This is a genomic window from Cellvibrio sp. (assembly GCF_053579595.1).
The window spans coordinates 1-14,904 of record NZ_JBRFPI010000067.1; the positions used below are offsets into that span (position 1 = coordinate 1).

Genomic DNA, 14,904 nt, shown 5'->3' on the forward strand with positions numbered 1-14,904 from the left:
ACACAGATCCTCGCTGTATTACAAATTCCAACAAATTTCAGGTGTTTAGGAGCTGGCAGTCAGGATAAGATGCGGCAATCCTGGCTGGGCTCCCAAGCCTCGTTGGCAAAATATCCTATCTATTTATAACTAGAGGTTTATCGTTCATGCGTTCATCCACCCAGTTTACGTCTACTGCCAAATGGCTCAAGCACACCTTTTCTGCAACATGCCTGGGTGCTGGCTTATTAATGGCGCAAGCAGCTTCTGCGACTACCGTACAATTCCAAACTGTGATGGGTGATTTTGAAGTAAATCTCTTTGATAAAACCACACCAAAAACCGTTGAAAACTTTCTGGCTTATGTAAAGGCTGATGCTTACAAGAACACTATCGTGCATCGTTCGGTGCCGGAATTTGTGGTGCAGGGCGGAGGTTACCGATACAGCGGTCAATTGCCGTTGGTTGCGATTCCGCAAAACCCGAAAGTGATCAACGAGCCCGTCTACTCCAATCTACGCGGCACTATCGCTATGGCTAAATTGGGTAGCGATGCTAACAGCGCCACTAATCAATGGTTTATTAATTTGAGCAACAATGCATCAAATTTGGACAAGCAAAACGGTGGATTTACGGTGTTTGGCCAGGTAACCGGTAATGGCATGGCGATCCTCGATGCAATTGCTGCGCTCAATCGTTTTACATTGGGCAGCCTTCAGGGTTTCCCGTTGAGAAACTACACGGCGCAAGATAATACTAACAATGTGGCAATCACCGACGCGCATTTGGTGCTTATCCAAAATATTGTGGTATTAAATGCGGATCCTGATACTGCAGCAAACTTGAATCCGACCAAAAACACCCTCATCACCGAAACAAAAAAAGATGATGGCGGCAGCGGTAGCATGGGGTTAATCAGTTTGCTGATGTTAGGTTTGCTTGCGTTGGGGCGCAAAAGTCTATTGAATAGGAAGTAACTTTTACTTCCAGAGGGACATCTTGTGATTACTTATTTGTATTGGATTGCCGTTATCAGCGTTGCCATTTTTGTGTTTTGGGGGGTAGGCCGTTACCTCAAGTGGAAAGCTGGGTTGATTGGTGGTTTGGCAATATTAATCATCGGCTGGGGGATGTATTTCTTTCATTACGAACAGCATTTTGTCAAAAATTTTGGCGGTGTTATGTCGATTGCGGTTCCCGATGGACAAATGCATATGCAAGCTACCTGGAAAGACGACAACCTCTGGATTGAAAATTACGATCCAAAAACCAACACCTGTATTTTCAGTGAGTACTCAAAAGGCAGTTTGTTAGAGGGCAGAGTAACGATTAAGAACTGTAATCCACTTATGCCAAAAACAGAGTAGTTGTTTGAATATCATTACGTAAACTCCACAAAAGGGACCTCTGGTCCCTTTTGTGTTTCTGGAATACCCAACATATAGCTCCAACGATTTGGACTCTAAGGGAAATTAGATTTTTTTTGGCTAAAGGCATATTTTTCATTGTTACTGCGTTTTTTGAAGCTAGTCTTCAAATAAGCGGAGTGAAAAGCTCCTGCGTTCGAGAGAGGCCTGACTATGAAAATCACTCATAGAGCACATGTTGTCTGGACGCTGCTTGCCGTATTTATGACGAGTGGTGCTGTACCGGTAAATGCGACAGAAACCGTCAAAGATAAAACCTGCGATGCGATCCAAACTGCCATAAACCAGTTACCTCCTGAAGGTGGTGAACTGGCACTTTTACCTGGCACTTATACTTGCACACATCCCATTATTATCGACAAAAATAATGTCACCTTAAAAGGGGCAGGGCCAGCAACACTCTTACGCCTTGCGGATAATGCCAACGCGCCGGTCATTATTATGGGGCTCGCTGAAAATGTTCCCAGCCGCTCAACTCGCCACGTGCGTGTTGTTGATTTAATGATTGACGGCAATCGTGCTAACCAATCTTCAGAGTGTATGGGGGGGGCTTGCAGCGATGAATTTCCATTGCGCAATAACGGTATTAGTATTCGACGCTGTGTTGATTGTACGGTGCAATCTGTCACTGTCTATGGCGCCATGTCTGGTGGCTTGGTGACTGAACTGGGATGCCGCCGCCTGACGATCCGCGACTATACCTCTTACGATAATGAGTTTGATGGTCTGGCGGGTTATGAAACAGAAGACAGCACCTTTTCCGGGATTCATCTGTACGGTAATAAAGCGGCAGGCATCTCAACTGACATCAAATTCAATAACAACAAATTTTATGACGTAACTATCGCCGACAATAAAACCGTGGGTATCTTCATGCGCGATTCGCTTGATAATTCCTTCACCAATTTGCATATCCGCGATAGCGTGCAACACGGTATTTTTCTTGCGCAAGTCAATACGGATCCGAGTACGGCAGCAACGGGCAATACATTTACCGGTGTGGTGATTTCCCGCTCTGGTGGCATGGGGATCTTGGCGAATGATGCTTCTTGTATCAATAACATGATGGTGGGTGCGCAATTCATTAATAACAAGCACGGTTGTATTAGTGAGGCTGCATCGGGCTTGGTAGAAAATGTAGGGGCAATTTGCCGCTGAAAGCGTTGGTGCGGCAGGTTTGTCAACAGAGTAATTGCAGATGTGTGTGTACCAGGATGTATCGTTCAGGTAGCTCGCGATCCTTTTTGATCGCGAGCTTTTTTTGCGGTTAATTTTCTACGCTGGGTAAAAATCGATAACCAACACCGGGTTCGGTTTCTATGTAGCGCGGATTGGATGGATCATCGCCCAATTTAGTACGCAATCGGGCGATAAAAATACGCAGGTAATGCGTATCTTCCACATGGGTGCCACCCCAGATTTCACGCAATAACTGTTGTTGTGTAACCAAACGACCTGCGTTATTGATCAGCCGTTTTAATAATTCAAATTCTTTGCGCGACAGCTTCGCGACTTCACCATCCACGGTAAGCTTGCGCTCTTGCAGATCAATGAGCACACGCTCATCCTGAAATTTTTGTACGCTTTCAACGCTAGGGCCAAAGGCTTTGATCAAGCCACGAATACGTGCCAATAATTCCTGTATACCAAAAGGTTTGACTACGTAATCATTGGCGCCCACATCCAGTGCCTGCACAATTTCGGATTCGCGGTTGCGCACAGACAAGACAATAATGGGTTGGTGGAAAAAATCGCGCAGTTTTTTTAGTACTACCTGTCCATCCAGGTCAGGTAAGCCCATATCCAGAATGATGAGATCGGGTGTTTCCTCTGCCGCCAATACCAAACCTTGTCTGCCGGTATCGGCCTCCAGAATGACATAGCCTTGGGCAGTCAGGCCTATTTGCAAAAAACGACGAATCTGGGGTTCGTCGTCAATGATTAAAATTCTACTCATAAGGACTCCATTTTTTTGGAAGTATAAACAATGGCCCTATGTAACTGTGTTATATCCCTGTTAAATCTCTATTCTTCTGATTTTGGGAGTTTTTGTTGCTCGTGCTGATCACTAAGCGGCAACGCAATACGCACACAGCATCCTGGATTAAGCCTGTCGCCCACGCGTTTGGGGTTCGGGTGAATACTGACATTGCCGCCATGTGCCATAATCATTCCCCGACAAATTGTTAAGCCAAGCCCGCTGCCCGATTTACGTCTGTCCCCCTTTTCTGCTGTATGAAAGCGCTCAAATACTTTTTCTCGCTCATCTTCGGGGATTCCGGTGCCCTGATCGCAAATAGTGATTACAACTTGATCTGCTTCTTTCACGCACTCAATATCAATACTGGCATTGCGAGGAGAAAACTTGATGGCGTTGTCGATCACGTTAAAAATGGCCTGTTCCAATAGTGCTGCGTGCACGTAAAGCGACGGCACTTGTGTTGCGATGACTTCAGTCAGGTGGTTTTGTGTCAGTAACGGGCGCAAACGTTTTTTTACCACACTCAAGATTTCTTCTACGCTCACCCAATTGCATTCAAGCTGCATCTGGCCGAACCCCAAGCGAGTCATGTCTAATAAATTCTGGGTGTAGCGGTTGAGTCGTTCTGCCTCTTCCAGCACGGTATTTAAAAGTTCCCGAGTTTGTTGTTTATCAAGATGTTCACCAAACTCAAGTACAGTTGATGTGGCTCCAATCATAGTAGTGAGTGGGGTGCGGAAATCATGCGAAACAGATGATAGTAGTGATGAGCGTAACAATTCATTTTCTTTGGCAATTTTTTCTTTTTCAAGGTCAGCAGCTAAACGAGTCCGCTCCAGTGAAATGTTAACTTGATGCAATAGCAGTAAAAAAATATCGCGCGGCAAATGTTGAATGTTTTCAGTAGCAATACGCAACAAACCAATTACCTGACGAGAGCTATAAAGAAAATAGACATCGTGTTCTTGTTCAAGCTCAGGAATTTTAGCGATAGTTTCTGGTGTTAAGCGCAACTCAAGCAACTCTTCCAAGTATGTTTTTCGCAAATTGGTTAAGCGCCTAATCATAGGGTGGGTGACCCAGTTGTCTTCATGGGTTATAAGTACACAGTGCTCCTGCCAAGGCTTGAGTGCATCGCGCAAGGCTGCAATGACATCTTTGGTATCTATCGCTTTTGGTAATCGTTCCAACAGCTCTAATTCGATATCCGTCATAAATTCGCGCATGCGGATTTTCTGTACATTTTTTTTATGTTTGGTGGCCATGTACCCCACCAAAATGGATGTTAATAGAAAAAGCGAAATTGTTAGCAGGTCCTCATCTTGGTGAATCATGATGGAACCATAGGGCTCGGCAAAGAAGAAACTGAACGCAAAAAAACTGGAGAGGGCGTTAATGATGGCCAATTCCACAGTCACGTTAATGGCGATAAATACCACCATCACTATATAAAGCAGCGGCACATTGGCTTTGGGTAGTGAGTCCGTCACCAAAAATGCAAAGGGCGTGAGCAACCAGGGAAATAAAATTCCAATGGGATACGCAAATTTACGGAGAACTTTTTCAGCATTCATCATGCGCGCCAAAATGCAGGAGTGAAGATCACCAGAATAGTTAAAAACTCCAAACGGCCAAGCAACATGCCTGCAGAAAGCGCCCATTTAGCGGTATCGCTTAAACTGGAAAAATTTCCGGCTGGGCCGATGATTGGGCCTAATCCTGGGCCTACGTTCATTAATGCGGTAGCCGCGCCTGTCACGCTGGTCACTAAATCCAATCCTGTCAGTGCAAGAATAACTGCGATAACAACCAAACAAGCCGTCATTAAAAACATATAGGAAATTGATGAGGCGATTATTTCCGAGCTGATTAGGCGATTATTGTAGCGGCGACTGATAATGGCGCGCGGGTGAATGGCGGTCATGATTTGCTCTTTCACAAGACCGCCGAAGATTTGTAAACGAAACACTTTTATGCCACCCGTTGTAGACCCGGAGCATCCACCCACAAAGGTAACAAAGAAAAATACGATTAACGGCAGAGCCCCCCAAAGTTGATAGTCACCCGATGCAAAACCTGTGGTGGTAGTGACTGACACAAGATTAAAGCAAGCCATCGTTAAGGCTCTAAAGGGATCCATTTGATTGGTTAGAATGAGTTGCGCGGTTAATATCAACGTGGTCACTGCCACAACCCATAGCAGACCGCGCACTTGGGTATCCTTAAATACAATGAATTTTTTGTTCACCAATAAACGCACGAATAGCACAAATGGAAAGGCGCCCGCCAGCATAAATATGATAGCAATCCAGTGAATTAACAAACTATCAAATTGGGCAAATGAACTATCCGATGTAGAAAAACCACCGGTAGATACAGTGGTCATTGCATGATTCACGGCATTAAAAAAATCCATTCCTGCCAGCCAAAACGCCAAACAACAAATCAGGGAAAGCAGGAGATAACAATAAATAATCATTGCCATCAAACTCTGTGCGCGCGGCATAGCCTTATCTGACCAGTCTGATGATTCTGTTTTGAAGAGGCGCATACCGCCCACGCGCAAGAACGGCAATATTGCAATCGCCATTCCGATAATTCCCACCCCACCAATCCAATTGAGCATGGAGCGCCAGAGCAAAATATCTTTAGGTAAGGAATCCAATCCGGCCATGACCGATGAGCCTGTTGAGGTAACTCCTGATACCGCTTCAAACACGGCATCGGCGAGAGTAAGGGGGTGGTCGATAAGGATGAAAGGTAATGCGCTGAAAAGTGATACACCGGTCCAAGCGCTGGTGGTGATCAGAAATACCTGCCGTGGCTGCATAAAATCCAGGCGGGATTTTTTGCCGATCAACAAAAAAACAATACCTACCAAGCTGGTGATGGCGGCGGAAGAAAAAAAGGCGATTTGATTATCGCTGTTGTACGTGATGGACAGTGCCAAGGGCACCAACATAAACAATGCAAGGATATTCAGGATTGCGCCCAAAATCAGCAGCGTAGGCCCTAGTAGTTTCATAGTACTCAACTTTAATGTGCGGCAGAGTCGCCAAGGAATTGGCCGCATTCTAAACGCTACGCTAACGAGAGCCTATGGGGGAGCGAAATATATTTCGTAAAACCCTGCACCCTGGGTGCCTTTTCCGCTCCCACTCAATAAGGTTGGGTTATTTCGGCATAAATCAGGGTTACATAGAGATTCACAATATGCGGCGATTGCTGCATAAAAACGGTCAAGTCGGTCTCTATACCCAAGCTGCTCATCTGCGCCCTGCGTTCATTCATATAACGTACCGCTGCACGCTCTAACACTTCACGAAAAACCAGAGGCTTTTGAAAGCGCATTTGCGGATTATTAATACAAAACTGAGTATAGGCATAGAGAGCCTCTACCACTGCACTTTTGTAATATGCAGGGTAGAGTTGATGAGTCAGTTGATCGATTAAGTGCGCGAAACTTTCCTCCCCCGGGGTCATTGATTGGCGAATGGTTTTGCAATCCAAGTGAAAACTTCCACCGCTGGCATTGCTAAATACCAGGGATTGGGAAAACATCAAGCTGTGCCAAATATCTTTGAGGAAGTTGGCATCAAAATGCGTGATTAGCCCGCGTGCGGTACGCCATTCCAACCAGTCGGTATCCATTGCATCGGAAAGCACCGGATTTTCATCTTCAATATTTTCATTGTGATGAATTTTATAGGGAGTGATATGGTTAATACCCTGAGAGAATACTTTCTTGCGCGAGGTAAGAATTGAACGGATTTTTTTGTACAACTTTGCCGGCGATTGTAACCCAAGCCATTCAAGCATGCTGACATCTTCAGCATCACCTTTATCCATTGCACACAACAGCATAAAGTTACGCAATTGCACAGAATGTAAACCGTCGAACAGTTTTGGTTCAGAGCGAATCAACGAGCCAATCGCTGAAATTAATTCCTGTACCAAAGTGCGCTCAAGCAAATCGGGAAATAGCTGCCGCACACTTTCAAAATAAGTAGCATTGGAAAATGACTGATCCACTTTGATTTCAGTATGATTATTATCGCCAACGGTAATCGTTAAGTTGCGCGCAGCTAGCAGGGTTAAGCTGTCTGATAAATCAGTGAGCGTGTAATTTAATTGTGAAAAACAAAAACGCGACAATAGCCAGTAGTTAACTTTTTGTGAGCGAAAGAAAAAATCGCGGATCAGATCTTTCACCGTGATGACTGCGCCATCAACACCAATGTTGTCGGTAAGCTTGCGGTTTTTAACGTAAAGCGAAAACTTGCGATAGGTAATGATATCGCTTTCGGTGTAAAAATGTTCGAGCATAGCTGCCGCAGCAGATTCCAACTGGGCAGGTTGGAGTGCATCGTCGCCTGAGGTGGCAGCTAGTATTTGATTATTCATTGATGGGATGTGGAAATAGGGGATAGATAAGCTATTCACCCTTGATGCCCGATAAGCGAGGTTTGCAGAGGCATAACCTACATATTCATGCTCGGTACGCAATTGATAATCGCGTAGCGTTGCAAATAAGAGCTCCGCATTAGGTACTTTATATAATCGATGATCCATCATTAATGTAAATACTGCGACTTCTGAGCTGAGCCAGTTTTTATAAATAAACTGAATCTCCTGCGTCAGATTTTCTATCACCCATTGTGCGTCATAGCGGCGATAATCTTCGCGCTCGCTTTGCAGCCATGACAAACTCAAATAGACTTTGTTGTTGATTTCATAGGTCTGCGATGTTGCCAAGCTTTGTACGCGTCGACGTGGTCGCCCCGACAAACCGAGAGATTTATTTTCACCTACGTGCGCATATGCTTCCATCAGACTGGATGCAGATACTACACCCATGGGTTTAATATCCTGCAAACTTTCAGCAATCACACCGTGCTTAGCAAGATGTTGTTTAATGGTGTCATTTTCTGCCAATACCACGAGTGCAATGTTGGATTTGATAAAGCGGGTAGAGCGGCGCCGCATTTTTAACGGATCAAGGTCATCTGTGCTAACCAAGCCTTCATCTAACATTAAACCGGTTAAATATAAACTTTGTGCCCACACCAAAGGAACGTTTTCGTTAGGTATGCGTGTTTGTGAGCGAGGATTTTTCTTTTCCGCTTCAACATTTTCCAATGGCAAGTAATAGAGTTCTGGCAACAAGCCAATGCCATCAACACTTACCATTAATGATTCAAGTTTTTTCCGATAATGTTTTGCCGTAGCTTCACTGCCATCAAACAATGCTGTGATATATAAATAGGTGAAGAAAAGAGGCCATTCTGATTCGACGTTCGCAAAATTGCCCAGCTCATCGTGTTCGTAATAAATACGCGAGCTTTCTTCAAGGACGGTCTGGTGTCCGTCCCATAAAAAACGTTTGCAACCGTAATTGCCGCCAAGTTTGGTCAATACTGAATCGCGCGTTTGTGTTGCCAAGGTTTCTTTACCCACCGCAAAGGCGGGAAAACCAATAATGCTCAGTAGTGCGCTGTCTGTTTCTTTGGAAAGTGACTCGCGCGGTAGTAGTGAGGCGAGGGTGGTTCTAGCTAAAGAAATTGCATCGGCAATTACATGAATTACCGCCCTTCTATCACCGTGTTTACCAAATAGATTAAAACCATCCAAGGCTTGCAATGCTGCCTTAGCCATACCGACCGAGCTGGCGTTGATTTCTGTTTTACCATTGTTAACTTTATTACCGCGCTCCCAAATCCCGTAATCCGGCGTGCGGTAAGCGCTGGCAATGTAATACACAAGATTTTGAACGAAATCGACTTCGTCGTGCGTACAGACAATACGCAAGCCAGATGCGCTCATTTGCGCCAGCATCAGAAGGAAGACAGAGGTAGCATCAATCTGGAGGTGACCCCAGGCATCGTCTGCCACCACAGGTAAGCCGGTCGCTGTGTCGTATTTGGCGTGAAGCGCATCACCGTTTTCCAGCGAATGCTTAAATTTCTCAACTTTCTGTGCCTGGCGCATCATCGATTGCAGCAGACCGCGCATCAATTTGATAGTGGATTGTTGTAGCTGGTCGCTCTTGTGATCTTCACCCTGGTGCTTGAACGCCATACCCAAGGTCCATACGCATACGATGGAATAAACGTTATCGCGCACCCACGCATCGGTGTAATCACCGTGATTATTAATCGCTGTACTTGCAGGCAGCAATCCGGTAACCGGGTGCTGTTTACTGAGAATGACTGTTTCGACTTCAGCGTATAGACGCTCTAACAGTTGTTTATGCTTCATAGAGCAATTGCCATCGAATGGAGTAGTACAATGCCTTGCTTGAAAAACAAGGGAGAAATTAAGTTGGGGAGTAAGTTATTGATATTTATAGAATATGCAATTTAACATAATATACATTATGCGCAATTACATATAATTCCAACCCAACTCATTTACTCCTCGGAATTCAACCAACACGCTAAAAGATGCTTTTTGTCACAACGACATCAAGCACTTGCTACCATATCAAACAATTCACTTTCCTGTGGGGTTTCTGGCGATGCGCGCAGCATTTCAGCCAACTGATTGCCGGCATCTTCACCTAATGCATCCAATTCGACACCAAAGCCATGGTCTGTGGTGTGTATAACAATCGAATCAAATCGGTAGCGCTGTAATTTCTGTGCACTTCGATACACCAGTACTTCTATACCTAATTGTTGCAACGGCTTTACATCTGCCAAATCTGATTCGATATATAAACCGTAGCGTGTGCCGTTTTTGATGCGACCTATGGCTACCGGAATGTCGTATCGATAAATCAGGATTTTAATGTCGGCTGTATAGCGCGCGCTGCATCTGTGTTCCATAGCGGTTCCTACATAAAGTTGAGTGATTAATGTTCTATTACCCTTGGCTTACAGCGCGGCTAGCTCAAACGGTTATAGGTTGTTAATAACTGCCGAATACGTTCAGCAAGTGTGGGGTCAACTTGATCCCACGAAAACGTCCACACCCAATTTTTATCCGTTGTACCGGGCATATTCATCCTGTGCCCTCCATCCAGCTCCAAAAAGTCCTGCATGGGAATAATGGCCATGCGCCCTACCGATGCCAGCGCTGCTTCAATTAACAGCCAGGGCATTTCATCTGCGGAATTAAAACAATATTGCTTCACTTGTTTGCGATTCGCCTCTGATAACGTGTCGAACCAGCCAACCGTCGTATCGTTATCATGAGTGCCCGTGTAAATCACATCATTGCGTGTATGGTTGTGCGGCAAATGTGGATTATTTGTGTTGCCATCAAATGCGAATTGAAGCACCAACATTCCAGGCAATTCAAATTGATTGCGTAACGCTTCAACCTCATCGGTAATCACACCAAGATTTTCTGCCACCAAAGGTAGGCCTGGATAAGCTTCAAAACATGCCTGTAAAAAAGCCTCGCCCGGCGCTTTAACCCATTTACCTAAACGTGCATCGTGACTTTTGCCGGGGATCTCCCAATAGGCTTCAAACCCTCGGAAGTGATCAATACGGATTAGGTCAAACAACTGCAATTGTGTTCGTAAGCGTGCTAACCACCACTGGAATCCGTCTGCCGCCATGACTTCCCATGCATAATGCGGATTCCCCCAGTGCTGTCCAGTCTCAGAAAAATAATCGGGTGGAACACCAGCAACCGTGAGCGGATTACCTTCTTCATCCAATTGAAAATAATGTTGCTGCGCCCAGACATCAGCGCTGTCGTGGCCAACGAATATTGGCATGTCACCGAACAAACTAATTCCTTTTTCATTTGCATATTGTTTTAGTGCTTGCCACTGGCTAAAAAAAGCAAACTGCTCAAATAATACGGTATCAATGGCAGCTTTAAGTTGAGTGCGAATTTTCTCCAGTGCCTTGTTGTTACGTTTACGCAAATCCAATGGCCATGTGTTCCAGGACGAGCCATTAAATTCAGTCCGCAATGCACTGAACAGCGCAAAATCATCTAACCAGTAATTCTGTTGTGAGCAAAAATTCTCAAATAAACGTCGAGTACTCTCGCCTGCATCACCTTCTATATATTGGTAAAAAGAAACCGCGCCCTGCTGACGTGCATAGGACAGGGACGTTTCACCAACTGACTGGATATCCCCTTCTGTTATCCAGCCTTTTTCGAATAGTGAGTCAAGGCTAATCAAGTCTGGATTGCCCGCATGCGCTGAAATAGATTGATACGGCGACATATCCGCCTGAGTTGGGCCAGTGGGCAGCATTTGCCAAATGGTCAGCCCTGCTTGGGCAACAAGATCTATAAAATAATAGGCGTCTTTTCCTAAAGTGCCGAATGCTTTTTTGTTATTTTCACCCCAACAAGTTTCAGAGCAAGGTAAAGAAGTTGGATGCAACAAAACACCAGCAGTGCGTCGTTGAAAAAGTGGTGATTTGTCTGCCATCAATGCCCTTCCCTTTTTATAAGTTACAAAAAAACAACTTCGATCTTTTTACAGTACTACAGGGATTGTTAATTTGCATGGCCTTGGCGCATCACACCACCGGTAGCTGGATCACCGCCGCCAACACTAATAACTTGATGTAAATAAGCGGGCGCTGGTTGTTCGATAAGTGAATACAAATTCATTAAGTGGCGGCGAAAGAGATATTCAAAATCGCTGACACTTTGTGACGGGTTGTAATCGCCAAACCACCAGAACCAATCTGATCCTTCACAAAGTGCAAGTTGCTTTTCAATTTGTGCTAATTGCGCAGCGGAAAAACTGCGTTTGCTGAGTGCGTGATCCACTTGCTGCTTGGCATCGCAAAGCATATCCCAGCCGCGATTTTTATCTTTGTCGCCGATCCAGGTAGAGAAAGTCCCATAGACCCAGCTGCCGGCAACAAGGTGTGGCATGGCAACCGGAACAGGTTGCTGCTGATCAAGCACCTCACTGTAAGTCGCAAGCTCAAGTTGTGGATGTGTTGTTAAACGCTCATAGAGCGTATGTAAAAAATGGTAGGCATTTTCAGGGAAATATTCCCATGCATTCTCGCCGTCCATGATCACTGAAATAACCGTATTTTTTGTATCGTTACTGGCGTTGGCTATGTGCACCATGTGATTAAGCAGGTCGCCAACCGCATCATCCGAATGCCAGGTGGCATATTTAAATCCAATCAGATCGGACAAGCCGTCATCGCGGAAAAACGTATTGATTTTGACATGGGCAAATTCATACGCGCGATGCAGAGATTGGTTGTCGCTACGGATTTGCTCTGCAACAGTTCGATTTTCCTGTGCACGAAGGCTGTTGTGCAACACCGAATCGCCCGTTGCAGCCCAATCAAATTTTGCCTCATGCAGTAACTTTAACGTCTCATCGCTCAGAGAACCTTCTGACGCCCAGCAGCCACGTGGGCGCATGCCGAAATATTGCTCGAAGGTTTTAAAGCCTTCATGCAGATGCCATTTGGCACGATTACGGCCGTCGGGATAAAAGGCTGCGTTAGGTAAACTCACGTCGGGCATTGCTTCTTTCGCACTATTTAAATCGATCAGCAGCGGAATAATGGGGTGTGCATAGGGGCTCATGCACAATTCGATTTGGCCAGACTCAGCAAGTTTGCGATAACGCGGTCCAATCGATGCGATCAGCTCACCAATGATACCCAATAATTCGCGGCGATCTTCCAGCGAATAATTGCGCTCTTTTTTTTGCAGCCGCTGAATGCGCTCGTCCGCGCGGCGCGGAATTTCTGCCAGCCAGCTGATGTGATACCAAACCCCCAAATCTATTAAAAACTGTTCATTCAGATAGCGGCTGATAAAGGGCTTTTCGTCAAATGTACCAACCACATTAGCGAGTTCGTGATAGGCAGGAAAGCGTTCGATCATACGCTCGCGATTTGCGCGTAAGTATTTTTTAGCGAGATCGGTAAATGCCATGGTGCCTGGTGCAGGTAACACAGGCTCAACCAATGACGCAAGCACTGCGTCTTTGATTTTTTTACTCTGGTCTTTTAAATGCGCAGCAATTTGCTGCGCATAGTCATCTAACTGCTCAAGTAATATGGGGGCGAAGTTCACCACAGCTTTAGCAGCTGGCTGCGCTTCTATGTGCGCAGCCATATCCACATAATCTTTAATGGCGTGAAGGTAAGTCCAGGGAAAATAGTATTCACCCGTCATAATGTCGCGATAATCGGGCTGATGCATATGCCAGAGAAAAACGACCTTCGTTTTGCCATTGTTAGCCATTGATTTCATCCTGTCCTAACATGTCGGGAGTCACCAGCACTACACCTTTGGGGGAAATATGGAAGCGTTTTCTATCTGCTTCTTCGTCGTAACCAATAATAGTGCCTTCGGGAATTTTGCAGCGGCGATCAATCAGCGCCTTGCGGATTTTACAGCGGCGCCCTACTTCCACGCTGGGAAATAAAACCGAGTCTTCAATCTCGCAATAGGAGTGAACGCGAACACGTGGGAATAACAGTGAATGTTTTATTGCCGAGCCAGAAATAATACAACCACCAGCAATCAAAGAATCAACGGCATATCCGCGACGACCTTCATCATTAAATACAAATTTTGCCGGTGCTACTTGCTCTTGATAAGTCCAAATTGGCCAAGCGGCGTCGTATAAATCCAATTCAGGAGTGATACCAGTTAATTCAAGGTTAGCTTCCCAGAGTGAATCAACCGTTCCTACATCACGCCAGTAAGCATCGCCACCTGAGACTGGATCGCGGAAAGGAAATGCTGTGACGCGATGGGATTTGATCATAGATGGAATAATATCTTTACCAAAATCGTGTGAAGAATTTGGATTGTCGCGATCTTTTAGCAATTCGCGGAACAGTACTTTGGTACTGAAAACATAAATGCCCATTGAGGCAAGCGCTTTATCGGACTTGCCGGGCATGGGTTCGGGATGCGCCGGCTTCTCAGTAAATTTTACAATGCGATAATCTTTGTCCATATCCATCACACCAAATGCATGTGCGATCTCCAGAGGGACTTCAATACAGCCCACAGTAATATCTGCACCGCGCTCAACGTGCGCCGCAATCATGGTGCCATAATCCATTTTATATACATGGTCGCCCGCGAGAATTAATACATACTCAGGGTTGTGGCGACGAATGATATCGATATTTTGTAAAACTGCATCGGCTGTGCCGGCATACCAAGATTCACTCAAGCGCTGCTGCGCGGGCAATAATTCAACAAACTCACCGAGTTCGCCCCCCAGAAACCCCCAGCCGCGTTGTACGTGACGATCCAATGAATGCGATTTGTATTGGGTTAATACGCTGATACGGCGAATGCCGGAGTTGACGCAATTAGAGAGAGGGAAATCGATAATGCGGAATTTGCCACCGAAATGTACTGCTGGTTTTGCGCGCCAATGTGTTAGCTGATGTAGTGGAGAACCGGGTCCGCCTGCAAACGTCGCTGGGTGCGGCGGCCGCCACCTTCACGGCGCGCCTGGCCGCGAAACAAGACACGATCGCCGAGAACAATCTGCGCCGCGCGCGGGTGGCTGCCAGCCGGCGGTTGCGAGTTCTGTTG

The 14,904-nt window shown here is 45.7% G+C and carries 10 protein-coding genes and 1 pseudogene; 3 read left to right on the forward strand and 8 right to left on the reverse strand.

From position 1 onward, the window contains the following. Positions 1 to 146 precede the first annotated feature (146 nt). The 3 genes from ACWA6V_RS06305 (at position 147) to ACWA6V_RS06315 (ending at position 2,564) form a co-directional block, all read left to right on the forward strand. Positions 147 to 956: a peptidylprolyl isomerase gene (locus ACWA6V_RS06305; RefSeq protein WP_449521679.1), complete on the forward strand. Its 810-nt coding sequence runs from the start codon at positions 147 to 149 to the stop codon at positions 954 to 956. A 24-nt stretch (positions 957 to 980) separates the two neighbouring features. Beyond that, on the forward strand, positions 981 to 1,346 hold the full coding sequence (locus ACWA6V_RS06310; RefSeq protein WP_449521680.1) for a hypothetical protein: 366 nt from the start codon (positions 981 to 983) through the stop codon (positions 1,344 to 1,346). A gap of 213 nt (positions 1,347 to 1,559) precedes the next feature. After that, positions 1,560 to 2,564, forward strand: coding sequence for a right-handed parallel beta-helix repeat-containing protein (locus ACWA6V_RS06315; RefSeq protein WP_449521681.1), 1,005 nt, complete (start codon positions 1,560 to 1,562; stop codon positions 2,562 to 2,564). A 109-nt stretch (positions 2,565 to 2,673) separates the two neighbouring features. Here the strand turns inward: ACWA6V_RS06315 and ACWA6V_RS06320 are convergent, their stop codons facing one another. The 8 genes and pseudogenes from ACWA6V_RS06320 to glgC all read right to left on the reverse strand — a co-directional run. Further along, entirely contained in the window at positions 2,674 to 3,363 is a 690-nt protein-coding gene (locus ACWA6V_RS06320) for a response regulator (RefSeq protein ID WP_449521682.1), read from the reverse strand. A gap of 68 nt (positions 3,364 to 3,431) precedes the next feature. After that, on the reverse strand, positions 3,432 to 4,961 hold the full coding sequence (locus ACWA6V_RS06325; RefSeq protein WP_449521683.1) for a sensor histidine kinase: 1,530 nt from the start codon (positions 4,959 to 4,961) through the stop codon (positions 3,432 to 3,434). Further along, positions 4,961 to 6,412 carry a TrkH family potassium uptake protein gene (locus tag ACWA6V_RS06330; protein ID WP_449521684.1) on the reverse strand — a complete coding sequence of 484 codons (1,452 nt, stop codon included), beginning with the start codon at positions 6,410 to 6,412 and terminating at the stop codon, positions 4,961 to 4,963. The genes ACWA6V_RS06325 and ACWA6V_RS06330 overlap by 1 nt, the downstream gene beginning before the upstream one ends. Positions 6,413 to 6,546: 134 nt before the next feature. Further along, positions 6,547 to 9,645: a glycoside hydrolase family 15 protein gene (locus ACWA6V_RS06335; RefSeq protein ID WP_449521685.1), complete on the reverse strand. Its 3,099-nt coding sequence runs from the start codon at positions 9,643 to 9,645 to the stop codon at positions 6,547 to 6,549. 206 nt (positions 9,646 to 9,851) lie between these two features. Continuing rightward, positions 9,852 to 10,214: a hypothetical protein gene (locus ACWA6V_RS06340; RefSeq protein WP_449521686.1), complete on the reverse strand. Its 363-nt coding sequence runs from the start codon at positions 10,212 to 10,214 to the stop codon at positions 9,852 to 9,854. 59 nt (positions 10,215 to 10,273) lie between these two features. Next, the gene (gene malQ, locus ACWA6V_RS06345) at positions 10,274 to 11,788 is read right to left on the reverse strand and encodes a 4-alpha-glucanotransferase (RefSeq protein ID WP_449521687.1); all 1,515 of its coding nucleotides are present in this window, start codon (positions 11,786 to 11,788) and stop codon (positions 10,274 to 10,276) included. Positions 11,789 to 11,856: 68 nt separating this feature from the next. After that, positions 11,857 to 13,587, reverse strand: a complete 1,731-nt coding sequence (locus ACWA6V_RS06350; protein ID WP_449521688.1) for a glycoside hydrolase — start codon at positions 13,585 to 13,587, stop codon at positions 11,857 to 11,859. After that, positions 13,580 to 14,770 (reverse strand): annotated as a pseudogene (gene glgC, locus ACWA6V_RS06355) (glucose-1-phosphate adenylyltransferase); the annotation flags it as partial. The gene ACWA6V_RS06350 and the pseudogene glgC, both read right to left, overlap by 8 nt. Between the last annotated feature and the right edge of the window lie 134 nt (positions 14,771 to 14,904).